The organism is Paenibacillus sp. FSL L8-0470 (genome assembly GCF_038008625.1).
Taxonomy (GTDB): Bacteria; Bacillota; Bacilli; order Paenibacillales; family Paenibacillaceae; genus Paenibacillus_AQ.
On sequence record NZ_JBBOZM010000001.1, the window covers coordinates 952902 to 974005 of the forward strand.

Genomic DNA, 21104 nt, shown 5'->3' on the forward strand with positions numbered 1-21104 from the left:
CCAGGAACTCACCGGAATCTCACGGCAATCTTACAAGACCTGGCGAGGTCTTACAGTTTCTCACGGTGTATTCCGGTTTGCATATTCCTGTTAGAACGTCTGAGTACCGCACCGGTGGATGGACGGTTAGCCTCCGGAATCGTGTAAATGCTCCCAGTTACTACGGATTACTGCGAGCTACATAGAGAAACATAGAGCTACAAAGAGCTACAAAGAACTACAAAGAGCTACAGAGAACTACATAGAGAAACATAGAACTACATAGAACTACAGAGAGCAATAGAGATCTATTAGAGAGCTACAGAGACCTTCTACGAGAATTCCCGCAAGCTTAAATGTTTTTCTGGATACGGTAGTCCTTCGGGGAGCTGCCGACCTGCTTCTTGAATACCTTGCTGAAATATTTCACATCATGGAAACCGACCATTTCCGAGATTTGCGACAGCTTCAGGTTGGGATTCTGCAGTAGCAGCTTGGCCTTCTCAATGCGGACGTTGCCGATATAGTCAGAGAAGTTGATGCCGTATTCCTGTTTGAATTTGCGGGAGACATATTCACGGCTAACGTAGAATTTGCCGGCTACCTCCTGCAGGGAGAGGTCGGAAGCATAGTTCTGCTCGACGTACCGGACGATGTCTGACATCGGATTGCTCTCTTTGACCTGTCTGGCCGAGAGCTCCTGCGACAGGCGCTGCATCAGGGCAAAGGACCAATCGCGCCAGGCAAACAGGGAGAAGGAATATCCGTTGGTATAAGGAGCCGGGTTCAACTGGTCGGCATGCTCCAGCTCTGCCAGAGCGGCGTCTGCCCGTACGCCCAAAGCGTCCCGCACCAGCCGGGTACGGAACAGCAGGACATCGGCCTTCCAGGCATTCAGCATTTCGGGAGTAATGACACCTCCGCGGCTTAGTTCATGGGTCCAATGCTGCGCCGCGTCTAACAGCGCTTCGTTGTTTCCGCTGATCACAGCCAATTTCCAATCCTCCTGAACATGGACGAAGATGACGGGAGATCCGTGGCTGGCACTGCCATCCCCGGAGGGACTAACGGTCTTGCCGTGTGCATTGGTTGAAGAAGGGAAATGGCAATAATCCTCATGACTTAACAAATTCCGCCGGAGCAATGCTTCGGCGGCTTCTGTGCGTTGTATCGGCAGCCGGTGCGGCAGGCTTCCTGTATTGCTGATGCCAAAGTGCATCCGGAACTGCAGGGTACGGTAAATGCCCTGATTGATCCGGCTGATCAGCTCCACTACAGATTCCTGCACATCCCACAGAATGATTGCGATCTCCGGAGGGCCGCCCCAATAGCGAAAGGCGATGCCCTTGTTTTGCGGGTGCAGGAATTCATTGCAGATGTTCACAATGGCGTAATAGAGCAGCTCGCTGTCACCGCCGAACCGTTTCAGCAGCGGATTGTTCCCGCTGTCTGTCTGTACCAGGATCAGCCGGGAGGATTCGGCATTCCCCGGAATAACCCCCTCGCTTACCAGTCTGCGCAGCGAAGCTTCGGAATTGATGGGATCGTCTATCAGTGCCGAAAGCAGCTTCTCCCCGTAAATTGGTTTGATTTCATTCAGCCGGATGCTCTGCTGCTGCCGCTGGCTGCGTTCCTCTTCCTCGGACCGCCAGGCGGCTACCGCCTTGGAGACCGCAGTATTGATCGCTTCAGCTTCAATCGGCTTGAGGATATAATCGATGCCGCCGTTGCGGACAGTCTGGCGTACGAAGTCAAAATCATTATGCCCGCTGACCACAATGAATTTGGTGTTTCCGGCGAATTCATTGACCCAGGTCATCAGCTCAACTCCGTTGCCCGATTCCATCATCATATCCATGATGACTAGAGCCGGTTTCGCCTCACGAATGGCTTCAATCGCTTCATTGCCGTTTCCCGCCTCCAGAATCTCATCAATGTGATGGACGTCCCAGTCGACCAGGAGCCTTACCGCTTTTCTGACTCTTGCTTCATCATCTACTATAAGCGCCTTCATATCCGTTCACTCTCCACTAGTATTTCAATTTCCAGTCTGACTATAACTCCGCCTGTTTCCAGATTGTCCACGGTCAGGACTGCGTCATCCCCGCATACCAGCCGCAGCCGCGCCAGCACGTTCCCCAGGCCGATGCCTGCACCCGGAGCATCACGTTTGCTGTCGCTGCTTTTCAGTGTGGCGACGTCCAGTGAACCGGGCTGCTGAAGCTCCTTGCGGAGCATTTCCAGCCGGGCCGGCGGGATGGAGTGGCCGTTATTCTGAATATTAATCTCCATTCGCCCCGACTCCAGCTTGGCTGCTGTGATCTCAATGAATCCGTCACTGCGGGACAGATTAAAGCCGTGTTTGAAATAATTCTCTACAATCGGCTGCAGAATCATCTTCGGCATCAGGGCATGGAGCAGCGATTCTTCCATATCGTAGCGGAAACTGAACTTATTTTCAAAACGTTCCTTCTGCAGCTCAATATAGGCTTTGACATGGTCCAGCTCATTCTGGATGGTCACGATCTTCTCATCATTATACATGCTGTACCGCATCATTTTGGCCAAGGCCGAGAGCAGGCCATAGATTTGCGGCACCTTCAGTTCAAGCGCAAGCGTACCGATAATCTGCAGCGTATTGTTCAGGAAATGCGGGTTAATCTGTGCCTGCAGTGCCCTCAGCTCATTGGTTTTATTGGACAGCTCCAGCCGGTATTCCCGCAAAATCAGGTTGTTGATCGTATCCATCATATTGCGGAAATGTTCAGTCACCACGCCGATCTCATCCTTGCCCGTTGGGCGGATGTCAATCTCCAGATTACCGGTTTGAACTTGGGCCATATACCGGCTGAGCTGCTTGATTGGAGCCGTGATCCTGAAAGAGATGAGAATCGTCAAGGCAATAATCATAATCATCAGCAGGACCAGCAGGAGGATATTGATTTGCGCCGCCTCCTTGGCTTCACGGAACAGGTAGGATACCGGAATTTGCTTCACCAGTGTCCAGCTAAGACCGGGACTTTCGATTTTTTGATAAATAAATACAGCCCCGCCTTCTTCAAAATACCCTTGATCACGGTCATTCGCTGCAATCTGCTTATTATACCAGGTAGCATTCAGAGGTTTGCCAAGAGCGGCGGTATCGTGGCTGTAGACCAGCGTTCCGCTGTCATCCACCAGAAAGATGTTCTCCTGATTCTGCTCATACAATTGATCCACAATGTCGGTAAGTGCAGACAGTCTCACATCCACCGACAAATAGCCGAGGACCTTGGAGGACGGGATTCTCTCAATTCTTCTATGCATCGTGAACACCGGCTCTGAAGTGAACTGCGGAAACGGTGAAGTCACACCGTAGGCGGTGCTCATGTGAGTGCTTTGCACAGCTACCTGGGAGACGCCGGTGTTTTGGGAATCAGCATAAGGAGCGGTTGCCTGCCAGCGTTTGGGTGTCGTATTTTGTGTCACCAGTGTTGCCTTTCCGTCTTTGACGCCGTACAGATACACCTGTGAAATATCAGGCATGGAGGTCGAGATGTAATTGAGCGAGGAATAGATCGAAAAATCGGCAGTCAAGTCGTCGTATCCGGCTTCAAGCAAGCGGTAGAAGTCGGAATCCGAATAGACGATCAGAGACAGCCGGCTCACTTCCTGGATCAGACTATTAATATTTTTGTAGCCTTGATACAGCAGATTCTTATTCTCATCCACGGCCCGGGTCCTTAAGGACTCTGTCGTATAAGAATAGCTGATATACATCGTAGCCATAATACAGACTAATGTTGGCAGGAGTAAAAAAACGATCAGCTTGGTGCGGATATTATTCCATTTCATCAATTCTTGTCACTTCCGATCAATATTTTACACCTCAAAGATCACTTGCGTAGGTGTAAGGAGTCCGCAAAAAAACGGATAATATGTTTAGATCATAAACAAGTAAGTGAGTAAAAGAAAGGGGGACGGGTAAATGCGCGGCAATAAGTTGTCCCAATTTGGTCAACAGCTTTTTTTCGTCGGACCGGCCTTATTGTTCTTTACCCTGATTACAATTATTCCATTTCTAATGGGGATGTATTATTCCTTTACAGACTGGAACGGCGTATCTGGTAATGTAAGCTGGGTTGGCTTTGATAACTTTAAAGCGATTTTTACAAATGATCCGGATTTCTGGTCGTCCTTCTGGTTTACAGTAAGATTTACTGTGCTGGGGGTTATATTGACCAATGTAGTGGGCTTTTTCCTGGCCTATCTGCTAACCAAACCTTTAAAAACACGTAATATGCTCCGTACCATTTTCTTCATGCCGAATGTTATCGGGGGATTGTTGCTTGGTTTTATATGGCAGTTTATCTTCATCAAAGGGTTCTCAACACTCGGGGGTATGACTGGCTGGTCCTTCTTCAATCTTCCATGGCTCGGTGATGCAACAACCGGCTTCTGGGCGATTGTGATGGTCTTTGTCTGGCAGTCTTCCGGTTATCTGATGGTAATCTACATCGCTTCACTCAGCAATGTGTCCAAAGAGGTGCTGGAGGCGGCTGAGATTGACGGGGCTTCCCGGATGCAGGTACTGCGCAACATTGTAGTGCCGCTGATCATGCCTGCTGTAACCATCGGTTTGTTCCTGGCGATTTCCTGGTCTTTCAAAATGTTCGACCTTAACCTTTCCCTGACGAAAGGCGGACCATTCAAATCAACGGAATCCGTGGCAATGAATATTTATAATGAAGCCTTCCTGAACAACCGTTACGGTCTGGGTACTGCAAAAGCGCTGCTGTTCTTCGTAATTGTGGCGATTATTACTGTGATTCAGGTCCGTGTTACGAAGAGCAAGGAGGTCGAAGCTTAATGAATGCAAAGTCAAAAGGCAGATGGAATATCGGGATTGAAGTATTCATGATCCTGCTGGCACTGCTCTTCCTGTCTCCGTTTTATTTCTTGCTGGCGAACTCGGTGAAATCGTTCGGGGAAATCCTAAGCGACGCGGCAAGCTGGCCGGAAGTCTTCATGTGGTCCAACTATTCCAATGCGTGGAAATTGGCCCGCTTCTCTGAAGCATTCCGCAATTCGATCATAGTTACAGTAATCAGTGTTGTCTTTATCTCGTTGTTCAGCGCTATGGCTGCCTATCGCATGGTTCGCGCCAACACGCGGTTCAATCAGATTCTGCTGCTTCTGTTCGTAGCGGCAATGGTGGTTCCTTTCCAGACAATTATGATTCCGATCCTGAAAGTCGTTAATATTATTGGAGTTAATAACTCCTTCGCCGGACTCATTATTACTAATCTGGGAATCAGTGTTCCGATGGCGATCTTCCTGTTCCATGGTTTCATCAAATCGGTGCCTCTTGAGATTGAAGAAGCGGCAACCGTGGATGGCTGTAATCCGATCAGTGCTTTCTTCCGGATTGTGCTTCCGCTGCTGAAACCGATGCTAATGACGACGATCGTCTTGAATGCACTCGGTATCTGGAATGACTATCTGCTCCCGTCCCTGATTCTTCAGGCACCGGAACTTCGGACCATTCCGCTGGCAACCTTCTCGTTCTTCGGCCAGTACACGAAGCAATGGGATATGGCGCTTCCGGCGCTTGCGCTTGGTGTAGCTCCAATCGTAGTATTCTACCTGTTTATGCAGCGTTACATTGTTGAAGGAATAGCGGCTGGCTCGGTGAAAGGTTAACACCGGGCCCCCGTTCCAAATATAAAGGCTAGTAAATTTATTCAAGGGGGAAACTAGAATGATGAAGAAACGTTCTGCACTGATGATGTCCAGCGTCCTGCTGATGTCTGTTGTGCTCGCGGCATGCGGTGGCAACAATAATAATACGGCTTCAAATACTGCTCAAAATGGAAGCGCTGGCAATAAAGGCGGCGAAACTAAAACGGTTAAGATCTTCCAATTCAAGACTGAAATCGTTGAAGGCCTCAATGAGCTGAAGGTTGAATTTGAAAAAGAAAATCCTAACATCAAGCTGGATATCCAAACTGTCGGCGGTGGCGCAGACTATGCAGCAGCGCTGAAGACCAAATTCGCTTCCGGCGATGCACCTGACATCTTCTCCAACGGCGGTTATGCCGAAATGGATCTGTGGGGCGATAAATTGGAAGATCTGTCCGACCAGCCTTGGGTGAAGGATCTGATTCCTTTGGCGGCTGAACCAATGACCAAAGACGGCAAAACCTACGGTATGCCAATGAACCTTGAAGGTATCGGTTATGTGTACAACAAAGATCTGTTCGAAAAAGCCGGCATTACTGAAACTCCAAAAACAATCACTGAGCTTGAAGAAGCAGCTAAGAAATTGCAGGCTATCGATGTTATTCCTTTCGGCAACGCGTATCAAGAGTGGTGGCTGCTGGGTAACCAGGGCATCAGCGTAGCTTTTGCACAACAAGACAATGTAGATGAATTCATCAGCGGACTTAACGCAGGTACCTCCACGATCGTGGGCAACCCAGTATTCAAAGATTGGAGCAACCTGCTTAAGCTGACTGTGAAATACGGACAAAAGAACCCATTGACTACTGATGCCAACACTCACCTGGCGATGTTCGCTAACGGCGAAACCGCTATGATGCAGGAAGGCAACTGGGCACAAACACTTGTAGACAACATTACACCTGACATGAACATCGGTATGTTCCCTATGCCGATCAATGATGATGCCGCAAAAAATGACAAGCTGACTGTTGGGATTCCTGCCAACCTGGTTGTGAACAAAGAATCCGGCTCGAAAGAAGAAGCTAAGACATTCCTGAACTGGCTGGTAACTTCCGATATGGGTAAAGAATATATCACTAAAAAATGGAAATTCATCCCTGCCTTATCCACAATCGAAGCTACTCCGGAAGACATCGGTCTGCTGGGTTCGGATGTATGGAAATATGTACAGGATGGCAAAGTGTATGGTCTGCAATCCTCTAAATTCCCTGATGGCGTAACACAGGAATTCGCAAGTGTCATTCAACAGCTGATTGCCGATAAAGTCGACGAAGCCGGCTGGGAAAAGGGCATGCAGGCTGCTTGGGACAAGCTGAAGAAATAACGTCTTACCGTAAACAGAGAGTCCTATAAGGGCCGTAATTGGATAAAATGGATTGCCGGACGTCCCCGTCCTACTCATCATTGATGTGAAGCGGGGGCGTCTTTTTGATAGGATGAAAGTGGAAATGGATGAGAGTGAGAGGAGAGGGAGATATGACACTGAATAGTTATAACACAGTGCAAGTCGGCGTCGATTATTACCCGGAACATTGGGATGAATCCTTGTGGGCAGCGGATATTCAGCTGATGAAGGAAACCGGGGTCAAGGTGGTCCGGGTTGCTGAATTCGCCTGGAGCCGTTTGGAGCCAAGGGAAGGAACCTTTGATTTTGCCTGGCTGGACCGGGCTATTGAGCTGTTCCATCAGTACGGATTGCGGGTTGTGATCGGAACACCAACTGCCACTCCGCCGCGCTGGCTGACCACCACCTATCCGGATGTACTTCCGGTCTTTGCCGATGGGCAGACGTTCCATCCTGGCGTACGCGGGCACCGCTGTTATAACAGCGCTTCCCTGCGGGAATATGGAAGCCGGATTATTGAAAACCTGGCCCGCCATTACAGCGGTCATCCTGCTGTGATCGGCTGGCAGACCGACAATGAATTCGGCATGATCGACTGCCACTGCGGGACCTGCAATGAAGCCTTCCGCAGCTGGGTTAGGCAAAAGTACGGCACGCTGGAGAACGTGAACGCAGCATGGGGAACGGTGGTCTGGAGCGGGGAGTACAGTGACTGGAACGAGCTGACGGTACCGCTGGGCGGCTCGCCGTTCCAGAATCCGTCGTTCCTGCTGGATTTTCAGCGTTTTCAATGGGATTCGGTTGTCCGGTTCCAGAAGACGCAGATTGATGCACTGCGGAGGATTTGCCCGGAGCATTTTATTACCCATAACTTTCACAGCTATCCGCAGCGGCTGGATATGTATTCGGTGGGCTCTGACCTCGATGTGGCGGCATTTGACTATTATCCGAACACCTCACCGGACAAGCAAGAGACAACGCCCTATAGCGGAGCGCTGTCTCTTGACGTCACCCGCGGGATCAAACGGCAGAACTTCTGGATCATGGAGCAGCTCAGCGGCTCACCGGGCTGCTGGATGCCGATGTGGCGGGCTCCGTATCCGGGTTTTATCCGCGCCTATGCCTGGCAGGCGATTGCCAGAGGTGCGGATACGATCGTGCATTTCCGCTGGAGAAGTGCTGTCGCCGGGGCCGAGCAATATTGGCATGGCCTGATTGACCACAGCAATGTGCCGGGCCGCCGGTTCGCCGAGTTCAGCCAGCTCTGCGGAGAAGTAAACGGCCTCAGCGGCAGGCTGCAGGGTACTGTGCTGAAGCATGAAGTGGCGATTCTGCATTCTCATGAGCAGAAGGCCGCACTGGACATCCAGCCACAGGCCGGGGGTCTGGACTATTACGGGAACATCAAGCAGGTTCACCGGGCACTTACGAAGCTCGGGATTGGCTGTGATGTAATCCGTGCCGGGGAACCGCTGGACGGTTATAAGGTCGTCATTGCGCCAAGTTTGTACGTGCTGGGCGAGAAGCTTACGGAGCAGCTTGAAGCTTATGCGGCGGCAGGCGGCGTACTCCTTCTGACGAACCGCAGCGGCGTTAAGGACAAGAGCAACATCTGCGTCATGCAGCCGCTGCCGGGATTGTTAAGCCATGCAGCAGGTGTCCGGGTTGACGAATATGATCCCGTCGGCCTGGAAGTCCATACCCTAGTGGACCCTGAAGGGAACTCCTTCGAATGCAGCCAGTGGTGCGATCTGCTGACGCCGGTCACTGCGGTGCCTGTCGCCTGGTACGGCGATGATTTCTACGCTGGAATTCCGGCTGTCACTGTCAACAGCTTCGGGAAAGGGCAGGTGTATTACTTCGGAACCCATGCCGAAGAACGATACTGGTCACTGCTGCTTGCCGATTTGGCCGGCAAGTATGGAGTAACCTGCTTTGCCGGTCTGCCGGATGGCGTGCAGGCCACGATCCGCAGCGGAGAGAATGGCAGCTTCCTATTCCTGCTGAATTTGAACCGGATACCGCAAAGCGTGCCGCTGCCGGGCAGTTATCCTAGCGTGCTCTATAACGGTGAGATCCGCTCGGGCGAGCTGCGGATGGAGGCTTACGGGGTGGAGATTCTGGAGCTGGGTGAATAGCGGGAAAGGTGAAAGCAACAGACTGATTGAACGTTAGGATAAGGGGAGTCGATCAAAAGACTATTTTGGGTCCAATTCTGCTGAATCTGCCGCATGAAATGCAGTAGATTCAGCATAAAGGCCAAATCGGGCCGGATCTGCTGCACTTTGTGCAGCAGAAGTAATTATGGGCGGAGTGAGAGATAGGATTCATGAAGATAGCAGCGGCTGAAAAAGTCAGACGTTCCTCGGAGTGACTAAAAATCTCCTCCCACGCCTCACCAGTTTACCCATAGCACTACGTGCCTGTTAGCTGTTAGTGGAGCTTCCTAAATTGCTCCGGTGTAGTCGCCGACTGCTTGCGGAAGGTGGCCACGAAGTGGCTGACATCGCGGAAGCCAACCAGCTTTGAGATGGCTTTTACCGTCAGGTCAGGCTGGGTGACGAGCAGTTCCTTGCTTTTGCGGATGCGCAGGCGGACGAAATAGGCGTAGGGAGACAGGCCAAAGGTCTGCAGAAACAGGCTGTTGAGATAACGGCCGGACACCTCAAGCTGGGACGCGAGATCATAAAGTCCGATGCCGGGATCGCCATAATGGACATCCATCCATTTCAGCAGCGGCTGCAGCTTGTCCACATTGCGGGAAATGGAAGTATTGTTATGCAGCCGGCCGTATTTGCTCAAGGTAAGCAGGAAGCGGTAAGCGTCGGTGGAGACGCCCAGGCTGAACATGTCGCCCGAAGCGTCATGGCGGTCAAGCATCTCCTTCAGCATATGAGGAAGCGGGGCTTCGCTTTCCCACCGGTAGAAGGAATTGGCGCCCATGCCCAGCGACTCTAGGATGTGCCGGGCTGAGCTGCCGCCGAAGGTGAGATAATAGGTGCACCATAGATGTGGAGTGAGCGATTCATAGCGGTGCGGAGTTCCGGGCAGCAGCAGAACGCCGCTGCCTTCGGAGAGCGTGATTTTTTTGTTCTCAAAATATATAATGCCTTCACCCTGGGCCGTCTGAAGCCAGTGATAGGTGTCGTAGCCTTCGGGGCGGGATACTTTTTCCTGATCGGGGTTAAAGCCCATGCTGTCCAGAGTTATGGGCAGCTGCTGCCCGCCCTCCTGGGCAAACACAATTCTGCGTACCGCTGTCGCTGGCACAATCATCATCTCCCGTAGTTCCATATTATTATATGTATGGACCTTATTTTTATATATAAAGCGACACGTTAACCGTTTAGAATAAATATATACTTATACTATAAAGGATGTGCGAAGTGTGATCAACGATAAATTGCCAAAGATTTGGTACGGTGGAGATTACAATCCCGAGCAGTGGGATGCCCCGGTATGGGCTGAGGATGAACGGATGTTCAAACTCGCGGGAATTGATGTCGCCACAATTAATGTATTCTCCTGGGCACTGATTCAGCCGTCGGAAGACACTTATGATTTCTCCGGCCTGGATGAATTAATGGACCGCTTATATAAGAATGGAACCTATGTATGTCTGGCAACAGGAACCGGGGCACATCCGGCCTGGATGGCTCACCGTTATCCCGAAGTGACCCGTGTCGATGTACAGGGCAGAAAACGCAAGTTCGGCGGCCGTCATAACTCCAATCCGAACAGTGCGGTATACCGCAAATATGCGGCTAAACTGGCAGGCAAGCTGGCAGAGCGCTATAAGGATCATCCGGGTCTTGTCGCATGGCATATTTCCAACGAATATAGCGGCTATGACTATTCCGAGCAGTCCGCCGCTGCGTTCCGTGTCTGGCTGAAGGAACGCTACGGTTCCCTGGATGGCGTGAACAAAGCCTGGAATACCCGTTTCTGGGGTCATACCTTCTATGACTGGGAAGAAATTGTCGTTCCGAACGAACTCAGCGAAGAATGGAACGGCAACCGCACCAACTTCCAGGGGATTTCCCTCGATTACCGCAGATTTATGTCGTATAGTCTGCTGGAATGCTACAAGATTGAATACGATGCCATCAAGGAGCATAGCACCAACATTCCTGTTACTACCAACCTGATGGGCTTCTATCCGGAACTCGATTATTTCGAATGGGCCAAACATCTGGACGTGATCTCATGGGACAACTATCCATCACTGGATACACCGGTCAGCCACACGGCCATGACGCATGACCTGATGCGCGGCCTCAAGAACGGCCAGCCCTTCATGCTGATGGAGCAAACGCCAAGCCAGCAGAACTGGCAGCCGTACAACTCCCTGAAGCGCCCGGGCGTAATGCGCCTTTGGAGCTATCAGGCTGTAGCGCGCGGTGCTGACACTGTCCTGTTCTTCCAGCTCCGCCGGTCCATCGGCGCTTGCGAGAAGTATCATGGCGCGGTTATCGAGCATGTGGGACATGAGCATACCCGGGTCTTCCGCGAATGCGCTGAGCTTGGCAAAGAGCTGGAGCAGCTTGGCGATCAACTGCTGGATGCACGCAGCCAGGCGCAGATCGGGATTATTTATGACTGGGAAAACCGCTGGGCGCTTGATCTATCGAGCGGACCATCCGTAGCGCTGGACTATGTTAACGAAGTGCACAAATATTATGACGCACTGTATCAGCAGAATATCGAAGCCGATATGATTGGCGTTGAAGAGAACCTTTCCAAATATAAGATTGTAATTGCACCGGTACTTTATATGATCAAGCCGGGATTTGCCGAGAAGGTTGAGGCCTTTGTTAAGGCTGGCGGCACGTTTATTACCACTTATTTCAGCGGCATCGTGAACGAAAATGATCTGGTTACGGTTGGCGGCTATCCTGGAGAGCTGCGCAAGGTGCTCGGCATCTGGGCAGAGGAAATTGATGCCCTTCTGCCGGGCATGAGCAATGAAATCGTCATGAACAAGGAATGGGGAACGTTAAACGGTTCCTACAAATGCGATCTGCTATGCGATCTGATTCACTCGGAAGGTGCCGAGGTACTGGCTCAGTATGGCTCGGACTTCTACAAAGGCATGCCCGTATTGACGGTGAACAGCTTTGGTGAAGGCAAGGCCTATTATGTGGCCAGCAGTCCAGAAGTTGGATTCCTGCAAGGACTCCTTGCCAATCTCTGCAAGGAGAACGGCATTAAGCCGCTAGTAAACGCACCTGAGGGTATTGAATCCGTTCAGCGTGTGAAAGATGGCGTGTCCTATCTGTTCCTGCTGAACCACAAAGAAGGCGATCTCAGTGCAGACATCGGCGCAGCTGAACGCACCGACCTGCTGACCGGTAAGACCTTCAGCGGCTCAGTTGTTGTTCCAGGCCGCGGCGTACTGATTTTGTCTGACAAGAACTAAACGAGAGTGCAATAAGGGCTGTCTCCAAAGTGGACACTTCTACGCATGCGGCAGTCCTGGTCATTTTCACACTATAAAAACAGCAGAGCAGCAGTTCACCCATCAGGGAGAATCGCTGCTCTGCTGTTTTTGCCTATACCGGCTTGCTTTAGCTTATTGAACTACCAAATTCACTCGGCATATGAGCCGAAATCCGTTATTTTCAAGTCATATTTGAAATTCACCTTCGACCGGCTGAACGTCTCGTCCCAATGCTCCTTAACCTTTTTCCATTCCCCGGGATGCTGGATGCTGAGCGTGTCGCCGAAACTGGCAACATCGACTTTATAATCATTTTGCAGCTTCTGCATTAACGTTTGCATCATTTGCGCCAGCTTCTCCTGAAATACGCGGCCAACTTTTTCCGAATATTGAGCTGAAGTAGAATAACTTTTATTGTTCCAGGTTTCTGTCAGCCGGCCCTCAGTGCTAATTGAGACTTCAAATGAAATGTCATCCCCGTCTACAATGGCCTTGATCTTGCTCTTCAGTGTCTTCATTTCGTAGGTCATCGGCTGATTATCCCGATCATAGGCTTTAATCGCACCGCTTTTGCCTTTATTGGTCAGCCAGGATAGGCACTCCGTATCTTCCTGTGACAAGGCTCCAATCAAGTGGCCTGTATCTCCTTTAATAATTCCAGCACCTGAAAACACGGTATCTCCATCTGCTGTAATGAGGTTTTGCAGAGCATAACTTTTTTTGGCATGCATGAGTGAATCCAGTTGTGACAAAATGACTGGATGCAGCACCTTGCTTGTCCTGAATTGATTGTTGATCATTTCTTTGATGTGAAAGGAAGGAATTTCATCGGTTCGCTTGGAGATGAGCGTGTCATCTGCGCGGCCTTCACTGATGAAAACCATCGTACTCGGACGAATGTCATTGTCGCGGAGTACAAGATCCATAAGCTGCTCCATCTTCTGCCGTTTGAGCAGCTCAGCCGATACTATAATGACCTTGAGATGATGCCCGATAATCGGCCGTTCGTTGCGAATCGAGAATTGGCGGAAAATCTCAAGCACGGAGTCGCCGGTTCCCGATACATTGACATAGGGGGCGGTCTGCTGGCTCCCCTGTTTTTCCATTGTACCTGTCGATTTAACCGGAACAATCTGTAATGTTACCGTAATCAAGTTCTTCTTGGAATAGGTACCGCCTTTCTCCTCCAGCACTTGTTCCGTGGGAGTGAGCTTGCCTATGTCTAAAGCAAGGCCGGAATACAGGGCCAGGTCTTCAATCTCTCTGCTGCTCCAGCACCCTGTCAGCGTAAGCAGAAGCAGGAGCATGCAGAGGAAGAGGGGGGATGTCCGCTTACACATGCTGTTTCAATCCTTTCGTGCGAATAAGCCAAATTACTGAGAGCAGTACCGGCAGCAAAAGGAACAGTATGATTCCCATTTTACCGATAGCATCGCCAAGGTTAAACAGATCACTAATGGACTTAGGCACCATAGCGGAAATGAAAATGACCGGAACGAGCAAAAAAATCACCGGATGGATGGAAAGCCGGAAGATTTGGGAGATGCCCAGAGAGGCCTGGAAAAAGAAGCTGCTGAAGTTGCAGAACATTTGCATCAGCCAGATCACCATGAGCGGAAACTCCATGCGCTCGAAGAAAAATCCCGGGATTTCAAAACTTCGAATGAGATCAATAGTGGGCCAAGCGCTTGTAATGGCAGAATCTATCGAGAGGCCTCCGATGACCATAACTACCGTCAGAAGATACAGGCAGAGCGGGATGCCGATTCCCACCAGCATAGCTTTCAGTGCCTGCCGGGGATTCTGCATGAACGCAACGAGTGTCATGACGACTTCACAGCCGGTATAGACAAGAACTGTTGACCTCAGGCCGCTGAGCACGGGAAGAATGCCACTGCCGAGAACCGGACGCAAATGATTGATATCAAAAAGCTGCAGGCTGAAACCGTAAGAAATGAGCAGAATCATGATGCTGATCGGAAACACCACTTGGAAGACTCTGGAAATTGAATTGATACCGCCATACACGAGATAGGTGCCGACCCATATAAAGGGAAGGATCACTGCCCATATCGGTGTGCCTTCCAGGAGAAAAAACAGCGTGACCTCGGCGAGCGAGCGGATCTCAAATCCTGCGATGATTAAGAAATACATAATCAGAAGAATACACAGAATACCTCCAGGAACCCGGCCAATGATTTTCCCGGCATATTGAAAAACCGTTTTACCGGGAAATTGCTGGCTGATCTTCACCATTAGAACAATTACCGCCATAACAATCACACCCCCCAGCAGCACGGACAGCCAGGAATCCGGGGTCTTCACACTTTGACTCACACTCCGCGGCAGCGTAAGTATACCCGCGCCAAGCACGGTATTGTTCAGGAACACAGCAGCCTGTGAAGCGGTGATTTTATCGTCTGAACGAGTAAACATAGTGCAGCCCCCTCTTGCATGTGATTATGACCTCCGTTTCGGTTTCTGTGTTTTCATCATGGCAGGTCTGCGTTTCATCAGTGTAAGCGGCGCACGGAAGAACAAATCCTTCCAATCCCTTGGGCGAAACGGCGATACCGGCGTCAGGTAGGGTACTCCAAAGCTCTTAAGCCTGGTAAGATGGCTGCAGATCAGCAGGAAAAACAGGATCGTGCCAAACATGCCGAGAACCGCAGCAAACATCATCCCGGCGAAACGGAGAAGCCGCAGGGTAATCCCGGCGCTGTACATCGGAATGGAGAAGGATGAAATGGCGGTGACGGCAACAACGATAACCAAAAAGGGACTAACGATACCTGCCTGCACCGCCGCATCCCCGATAATCAAACCGCCGACGATGCCCATAGCCGGTCCAATGGGCTTGGGCAGCCTGATTCCGGCCTCCCGTAAAATCTCAATCGATACCTCCAAAATCAGCACCTCGATCAGTGACGGAAAAGGTACACCTTGCCGGGTCTTGATAATCGAGATCGCCAGCTCTGTTGGTATAAGCCCCGGATGAAATGAAATGAAGGAAATGTAAAGGGATGGAGCCATAAGTGCCAGAAAGGCGGCGGAGAAACGCAGTATCCGCAGAAGTGATCCCGGCAACCACCGGTCATAATAGTCCTCCGGAGATTGCAGCAGCATACTGAAAGTGACCGGTACAATCAGCGCGAAGGGCGTCCCGTCCAGAAGAATGGCGATGCGGCCTTCCAACAGGGCGGTTATAACTCTGTCAGGTCGCTCTGTACTCTGGGCCTGTTGGAAAGGACTTAGGTAGTTGTCTTCAATCAACTGCTCGATATACCCCGATTCCGCGAGAAAGTCGATGTCTATTTTGGAAATACGGGTCTGTACTTCCTCCAGCAGCTCCGGATTGACAATATCCTTGATGTAGGCAACGACCAAATCTCTTTGAACGCTGCTGCCGGCCCGGTACATCTTCATTTCAAGCTGGTCGCTGAAGCCCTGACGGCGCAGCATGGAGGTGTTCTCGCTCAGCACCTCCGAGAAGCCGAGCCGTGGACCACGAAGCAGCGCTTCTGAGACAGGTTCTGTTATCGAACGGTTAGCACCTCCCGGAAGTTGGATCAGCAATCCCTTCGGCATTCCTTCAATCAGCAGTGCGGCATGCCCGAACAGGACGGATTTGTTGAAATCATTCAGATCGCTGGCTTCGTTCAAACTGCTGAAGGGCAGCAGATGTTCGGCAATGCCGGAGGCGGACAGAGAATCCGCGGTGGCCTCAAACATTAGAAATTGCATAATCTTCATATTAAGCAGCCTGTCGTTTTGCATGCCGTCCACATACATAAGGACTCCTTGGGCCTGTAGCTTCGTTAATGTGAACTCCCTGAAGTGGAGATCACTGTTTCCGCCGATAGCCTCCTTAATAGAGTGAAGGTCAGCAGCGAAATTTCCGCTGAAAGCCGCTGCGGGAGGGGCTGTCTGCGGCAGGGCGGTATCTGATTGTGCTCTGCGGTTAGACACATTCCCGTTGCCTGAAGACTGCGGTCCTCTTCCGCTGCCTACATAGGAATGCAAGGTTTTGTATAGACTGCTGGCAACTAGGGGGACCAGCAGAGCAACTCCAGCCTGACAAAAAACTCCCCAGCCCGGGATATAGGATAAGATCGATGCGAGCAATGAAATCAACCCCAGCTTTAAGAGTAAACAACTATGTAAATGAAGTTTTCCAAAGTTTGCTGCGGTTTAGTCATTTCTGTAAAAATATTATTCAACAAGGAATATTCAACTAGCTGTTCGCCAGTACATTTCCGGCAAGGAATTAGCGGAGGAGAATGTTGTATAATGCATAATAAAGAGGAGCATCAAGATTACCCGTTCAGGAAAGAGGCAGCAGATGAAAACCCTACTGGTAACAGGGTACCGTGCGCATGAGCTCGGTATTTTTGACAGCAAACATCAAGGCATTCCCTATATCAAAAAAGCACTTGCAGGCAGGTTAATTCCCCTCATTGAAGAGGGGCTGGAATGGATCATTACGCCCGGACAATACGGGGTGGATCTTTGGGCATGTGAGGTGGTGCTTGAGCTGAAGGCGCAGTATCCCGGACTGAAGCTGGGCATTATTACAGCCCATGCCGCACCAGAGGAGAAATGGAAGGAGGAGAAGCAGAATGAATACCGGCGGATCATTGCCGGAGCGGATTACTACGGGGCTGTAAGCAATGCTCCTTATGAGGGAAGCTGGCAATTCCGGGCCAGGGATGATCTGCTGTTCCGCAAAAGCGACGGCATTCTGCTCTTCTATGATGAGGATGCTGCTGAGGGAAGCCCGAAGTATTTTAAGGAGCGGGCATTGAAGCTGCATGCGGAGGGGGAGTATGGCCTGTTTCTGATGCATGCCGAGGAAATCCAGAATATCGCAGATGAAGAAAATCAACGTGAATATGAATGAGGAGGCAATGCCAATGAATTCTGTATATGAGGAGGATATTTGTTATGTCATTCTGTTAAGTCCGACTGAACAGGACCGCAGGGATATGGAAATTATACGGGGTCATGTGCGTCATCTGCAGGAGCTGGAACGCAGCGGGCAGCTCGTGATGTGCGGTCCGTTCAGCGATGCTCCTGGCGGGATGGTCATTATCCGCGCGGAATCGCGCGAAGAAGCAGTGGCCATTGCCGAACGTGACCCTTACATCCTCTCGGGCGTCCGCAGCTACGAGCTGCGCACCTGGGACCTGTCGCATGAAGGCAACAAGCATATGGGCATAGCTGCGGATTAACGGAAGTGCCGGTTAGATAAAGCTGCGCAGCGAAGGCGCTTTACGGATCTTGTAATTCTGCTCGTACGCATAAGCCAGCTTGATCAGCATAGGCTCCTGGTAGGCCTGCGCCGAGAAAGTAACGCCGAAGGGGGCGCCGGCCGATGTATAGCCGGAAGGTACGACAATGGACGGATAGCCAGCTCTTGAGGTAATCCGCGCACCGAAGTCGGCCGGGAACAGCAGAGCATCCAGCCGGTGCCCGCTCATGGTGGCGTCGATGCCCTGTTCCTTACAAAGTTTAAGGTCAGTGGCGCGGTCGCGCAGGTATTGCGGTTCCGTCAAGGTGCCGGAAGAGGTGTATTCAGCATCAATCAGCGTGGCTTGCCCGAACTTTAGCGTCTCGACCGGATGGGCATGATTGAAGTCGATAATGTCCTTCAGTGTGCGTATCGGAGCGCCTGGACCCAGGCGGGCAAGATAGGCATTGATGGAGGTTTTGAATTCATTCAGCACAACGGAGGAATATTTGATCTCGCGTGCGGTCTTAATCTCAGCCGGGTCGATAATTGTCGCTCCAAGCTCACGCATTCTCTCCACGGAAGCGTTGAACAATGCCAGCTGCTCTTCCGTTAATTCTTCGAAATAATAATCCCGCGGAATCCCAATGCGCGCACCCTGCAGCCCGTTTGGGTCAAGGAAGGCGGTATAATCTTCATGCAGTCTGCCCGCGCTTGTTCCCATGGCGGCATCGCCGCTGTCCTTGCCGAGCATTGCATTCAGCAGCAGTACGGCGTCGCGGACGGTTCTTGCCATAGGTCCAGCAGTATCCTGAGTATTGGACAGCGGGAGGATGCCGGAGCGGCTGATCATGCCTACGGTCGGCTTAATCCCGATGATTGAGCCGAGATTACCGGGGTTGAGGATGGAGCCGGAGGTCTCCGTTCCTACGGACACTGTGCAGAAGCTGCAGGCTACCGCAACCGCAGAACCGGCGCTGGAGCCGCCTGTCGGTGTGGATATGTTATAAGGGTTCAGTACCTGTCCGCCCCGGGAGCTGTAGCCCGAAGGCATACCGTTCGTCATGAAATTGGCGAATTCGGTCATGTTGGCTTTTCCCAGAATAACAGCCCCGGCTTCGCGCAGTTTAGTAACGATATAGGCATCCTCCCCGGCAAAAGAATCCGCCAAAGCCAGCGATCCCGCACTGGTATGCATTTTATCCCCTGTATTGATATTGTCCTTCAGTAAGACCGGTATGCCGTGCATCGGCCCCCGGGGACCCTGCTGCGAACGTTCTACATCCAGAGATTCTGCGATGAACAGTGCATCCGGATTGATCTCCAGCACGGAGTTGATCGTCAGGCCATTTTTGTCATGGTCGGCAATGCGTTCAAGATACATGAGCACCAGCTGTTTCGAAGTGATCTCTCCGGCAGCTAGCGCAGTTTGAATCTCCGTTATTGTAGCCTCTACGATTTCAAAACTCATACAGGTTCACGCTTCTTTCTCTCTTTGGTTTGTCATTCTCCTTCATCTAACCATAGTTTGCCGTGTCCTGACAGCGTTCTTTTTACGACTTCAGGGGCATGCGGATTCCGGGTTGTTTTTGATAGTGTGATTAGAGGGTTCCATATGTTGGGTAATAGTTCAAATACATCTATGGCAAATACTTCCGAAGTAAGTTTTGTACAAAGTAGAACAGGAAGCAGAAGTTAACAAAACTAGGTCTATGCTTTCGAAGCGATTTTTGTCGAAGCCAATTCAGTGAAGTAACGCTAACAAAAATTTAGGAGGACAACATCTTGAGAAAATGGACAACATTCGTACTAGGAGTAACGCTGGCAGTCAGCCTGTCGGCCTGTGGCAACAATGAGGCTGCTGAAAAATCAACGAATGCTGCCGAAGCATCCGCCACTGCTGCTCCGGCACCGGAAACAACAGAGAAGGCGGCTGCGGAGCAAACTGCAAATGAGGGGACTCCCACTGTAGAAGAGCTTATTCAGAAGACGGCAGATGCAAGCCAGGAACTGAAGAGCTTTGCGATGGAATCGCAGATTTCACAGAAGATGAGCATGACCCAAGGGGAGACGACCCAGGATCAAAACGTTGAAATGACCATGAAATCAGAATATATGAAGGACCCGCTGCAAATGCATCAGCTGATCCAGATAAATCTGGCGGGGCAGGAAGAGCAAAAGATGGAGCAGTACATTACTGATGCCGGTTCTTTTAGCCTGGTCAATGGACAGTGGATAAAAATGCCTGCTGAAATGACTCAGCAAGTAATGTCTGCTATGCAGCAATCGGCCAGTCCGGAGAAGCAACTGGAACAATTTAAGTCCATCACAGAATTTACGAAGGTCACCGAGAAGGGCGAGGATTACGTTCTAACCGCTGAGGTATCAGGGGACAATGTGAAGGAACTGGCGAAAAGCTATATGAACCAGAGCGGCAGCGCGGACCCGCAAATGACGGCTTTGATGGATCAGATGGACATTAAGAGTATGACAATCGTCTATGGAGTTAATCAAAAAACATACCTGCCCACCCACACGGATGTGGATATGGTCATGGATATGACCACCGACAGCCAGAAAATCAGCATAGATATGAAGATGAAAAATGAGATCGGGCAGCATAATGAAATCAAGGCGATTGAGGTCCCGAAGGAAGCTTTGCAGGCAAAGGAAATACAGACGCCTTCAGCAACAGCAGCAGCAAAGTAACAACCGCGGCTGCAACAGAGTAAATAATAACAATCGCAAGACAAAACAAAGCCCGGCAAAGGTCATAAGAACCTTTCCGGGCTTTGCTTTATTTTGATTAAATAGGGGCGAATATATATCTATTCCGCCGGGACAGGGACAAAACCTTCTTCCGCCAGATACTCTTCAGCTTCCTGGATTGTCTCGAAAGCCATCTCAAGCTGAAGCCCGGCGTAGAGGTACCAGAGATCTTCTTCCAGCTTCAGGCTTAAGGTATGTCCGTCTCCATTAACCCAAAGGGTATCGGCAACTGTGGCAGTTTTCTTTTTTCTTTTGCCTGGTGCAGGGACTTCCGGGATATACATGGACAAAGAGGTGATCGACGCATCCAGCAGCTCGCGCAGCTCAGACTCCGTATAGTCGCGGATATTCACAAGACCTTTGTCATCACTTTCGTAGCCCCGCAGGAGCCCGGCGAACACGTAGCCGTTGCCGTTAGGATGCAGGTGGGAAGCGACAGTCTTCTTCTCATGGCGGCTCTGCTCGAAGTGATAATTCACCCGCCCAAGCGATACATTGCGCCGTTCAAGCTGGGGGTAGGATTCAAGAATAGCTAATTTCTGTTCAAAAGTAAGCATATACAGCCTCCGGTTCACGGTTTATTGTAAGTGATTATAACATGTGGAGGAGCGCCGGAC

Annotated in this window: 16 protein-coding genes; 8 read left to right on the top strand and 8 right to left on the bottom strand. The window is 50.8% G+C overall.

Annotation, left to right across the window (positions count from 1 at the left end; translation table 11 throughout):
• Positions 1-331 precede the first annotated feature (331 nt).
• Both NST99_RS04430 and NST99_RS04435 read right to left on the bottom strand, forming a co-directional pair.
• Positions 332-1993, bottom strand: a complete 1662-nt coding sequence (locus NST99_RS04430) for a helix-turn-helix domain-containing protein (protein ID WP_341089931.1) — start codon at positions 1991-1993, stop codon at positions 332-334.
• Positions 1990-3813, bottom strand: a complete 1824-nt coding sequence (locus NST99_RS04435; protein WP_341089932.1) for a cache domain-containing sensor histidine kinase — start codon at positions 3811-3813, stop codon at positions 1990-1992. Before NST99_RS04435 ends, NST99_RS04430 begins: the two co-directional genes overlap by 4 nt.
• 133 nt (positions 3814-3946) lie before the next feature.
• On the opposite strand from NST99_RS04435, the gene NST99_RS04440 reads away from it, so the two are divergent.
• From NST99_RS04440 to NST99_RS04455, 4 genes are all read left to right on the top strand, one after another.
• On the top strand, positions 3947-4828 hold the full coding sequence (locus NST99_RS04440; RefSeq protein WP_038586228.1) for a carbohydrate ABC transporter permease: 882 nt from the start codon (positions 3947-3949) through the stop codon (positions 4826-4828).
• Positions 4828-5661: a carbohydrate ABC transporter permease gene (locus tag NST99_RS04445; RefSeq protein WP_038586231.1), complete on the top strand. Its 834-nt coding sequence runs from the start codon at positions 4828-4830 to the stop codon at positions 5659-5661. Before NST99_RS04440 ends, NST99_RS04445 begins: the two co-directional genes overlap by 1 nt.
• A 58-nt stretch (positions 5662-5719) precedes the next feature.
• Positions 5720-7027 (top strand): ABC transporter substrate-binding protein, encoded by a 1308-nt coding sequence (locus NST99_RS04450; protein ID WP_341089933.1) that lies wholly within the window; start codon positions 5720-5722, stop codon positions 7025-7027.
• A 152-nt stretch (positions 7028-7179) separates the two neighbouring features.
• Entirely contained in the window at positions 7180-9186 is a 2007-nt protein-coding gene (locus NST99_RS04455) for a beta-galactosidase (RefSeq protein WP_341089934.1), read from the top strand.
• Between the two features lie 295 nt (positions 9187-9481).
• Here NST99_RS04455 and NST99_RS04460 read toward each other — a convergent pair whose 3' ends face one another.
• Positions 9482-10318, bottom strand: a complete 837-nt coding sequence (locus NST99_RS04460) for an AraC family transcriptional regulator (RefSeq protein ID WP_445744946.1) — start codon at positions 10316-10318, stop codon at positions 9482-9484.
• A 118-nt stretch (positions 10319-10436) separates the two neighbouring features.
• Between NST99_RS04460 and NST99_RS04465 the strand changes: the two genes are divergently transcribed.
• Positions 10437-12467: a beta-galactosidase gene (locus NST99_RS04465; protein ID WP_341089935.1), complete on the top strand. Its 2031-nt coding sequence runs from the start codon at positions 10437-10439 to the stop codon at positions 12465-12467.
• 170 nt (positions 12468-12637) lie between these two features.
• Here the strand turns inward: NST99_RS04465 and NST99_RS04470 are convergent, their stop codons facing one another.
• Genes NST99_RS04470 through NST99_RS04480 form a run of 3 tightly spaced genes read right to left on the bottom strand, consistent with a single transcriptional unit; the run spans position 12638 to position 16613 of the window.
• The gene (locus NST99_RS04470; RefSeq protein ID WP_341089936.1) at positions 12638-13828 is read right to left on the bottom strand and encodes a Ger(x)C family spore germination protein; all 1191 of its coding nucleotides are present in this window, start codon (positions 13826-13828) and stop codon (positions 12638-12640) included.
• On the bottom strand, positions 13821-14924 hold the full coding sequence (locus NST99_RS04475; protein WP_341089937.1) for a GerAB/ArcD/ProY family transporter: 1104 nt from the start codon (positions 14922-14924) through the stop codon (positions 13821-13823). Before NST99_RS04475 ends, NST99_RS04470 begins: the two co-directional genes overlap by 8 nt.
• A 24-nt stretch (positions 14925-14948) precedes the next feature.
• Complete coding sequence (locus NST99_RS04480) at positions 14949-16613, bottom strand: spore germination protein (RefSeq protein WP_341089938.1); 1665 nt, start codon at positions 16611-16613, stop codon at positions 14949-14951.
• 217 nt (positions 16614-16830) lie between these two features.
• Here NST99_RS04480 and NST99_RS04485 point away from each other — a divergent pair, with 217 nt between their 5' ends.
• Positions 16831-17388 (top strand): DUF1273 domain-containing protein, encoded by a 558-nt coding sequence (locus NST99_RS04485; protein ID WP_341089940.1) that lies wholly within the window; start codon positions 16831-16833, stop codon positions 17386-17388.
• A 13-nt stretch (positions 17389-17401) separates the two neighbouring features.
• Positions 17402-17719 carry a YciI family protein gene (locus NST99_RS04490; protein ID WP_081965684.1) on the top strand — a complete coding sequence of 106 codons (318 nt, stop codon included), beginning with the start codon at positions 17402-17404 and terminating at the stop codon, positions 17717-17719.
• A gap of 12 nt (positions 17720-17731) precedes the next feature.
• Here NST99_RS04490 and NST99_RS04495 read toward each other — a convergent pair whose 3' ends face one another.
• Positions 17732-19189, bottom strand: a complete 1458-nt coding sequence (locus tag NST99_RS04495) for an amidase family protein (protein WP_341089942.1) — start codon at positions 19187-19189, stop codon at positions 17732-17734.
• A gap of 314 nt (positions 19190-19503) precedes the next feature.
• On the opposite strand from NST99_RS04495, the gene NST99_RS04500 reads away from it, so the two are divergent.
• Entirely contained in the window at positions 19504-20427 is a 924-nt protein-coding gene (locus NST99_RS04500; protein WP_341089943.1) for a DUF6612 family protein, read from the top strand.
• Between the two features lie 119 nt (positions 20428-20546).
• On the opposite strand, the gene NST99_RS04505 is transcribed toward NST99_RS04500, so the two are convergent.
• Entirely contained in the window at positions 20547-21044 is a 498-nt protein-coding gene (locus tag NST99_RS04505; RefSeq protein ID WP_341089944.1) for a hypothetical protein, read from the bottom strand.
• Positions 21045-21104 lie beyond the last annotated feature (60 nt).

Bases quoted from the DNA above. Each gene is read 5' to 3' on its own strand.
- NST99_RS04435 (WP_341089932.1), bottom strand. From the start codon at position 3,813: ATGAAATGGAATAATATCCGCACCAAGCTGATCGTTTTTTTACTCCTG.
- NST99_RS04495 (WP_341089942.1), bottom strand. From the start codon at position 19,189: ATGAGTTTTGAAATCGTAGAGGCTACAATAACGGAGATTCAAACTGCG.
- NST99_RS04475 (WP_341089937.1), bottom strand. From the start codon at position 14,924: ATGTTTACTCGTTCAGACGATAAAATCACCGCTTCACAGGCTGCTGTG.
- NST99_RS04505 (WP_341089944.1), bottom strand. From the start codon at position 21,044: ATGCTTACTTTTGAACAGAAATTAGCTATTCTTGAATCCTACCCCCAG.
- NST99_RS04485 (WP_341089940.1), top strand. From the start codon at position 16,831: ATGAAAACCCTACTGGTAACAGGGTACCGTGCGCATGAGCTCGGTATT.
- NST99_RS04470 (WP_341089936.1), bottom strand. From the start codon at position 13,828: ATGTGTAAGCGGACATCCCCCCTCTTCCTCTGCATGCTCCTGCTTCTG.
- NST99_RS04455 (WP_341089934.1), top strand. From the start codon at position 7,180: ATGACACTGAATAGTTATAACACAGTGCAAGTCGGCGTCGATTATTAC.
- NST99_RS04450 (WP_341089933.1), top strand. From the start codon at position 5,720: ATGATGAAGAAACGTTCTGCACTGATGATGTCCAGCGTCCTGCTGATG.
- NST99_RS04440 (WP_038586228.1), top strand. From the start codon at position 3,947: ATGCGCGGCAATAAGTTGTCCCAATTTGGTCAACAGCTTTTTTTCGTC.
- NST99_RS04445 (WP_038586231.1), top strand. From the start codon at position 4,828: ATGAATGCAAAGTCAAAAGGCAGATGGAATATCGGGATTGAAGTATTC.
- NST99_RS04490 (WP_081965684.1), top strand. From the start codon at position 17,402: ATGAATTCTGTATATGAGGAGGATATTTGTTATGTCATTCTGTTAAGT.
- NST99_RS04430 (WP_341089931.1), bottom strand. From the start codon at position 1,993: ATGAAGGCGCTTATAGTAGATGATGAAGCAAGAGTCAGAAAAGCGGTA.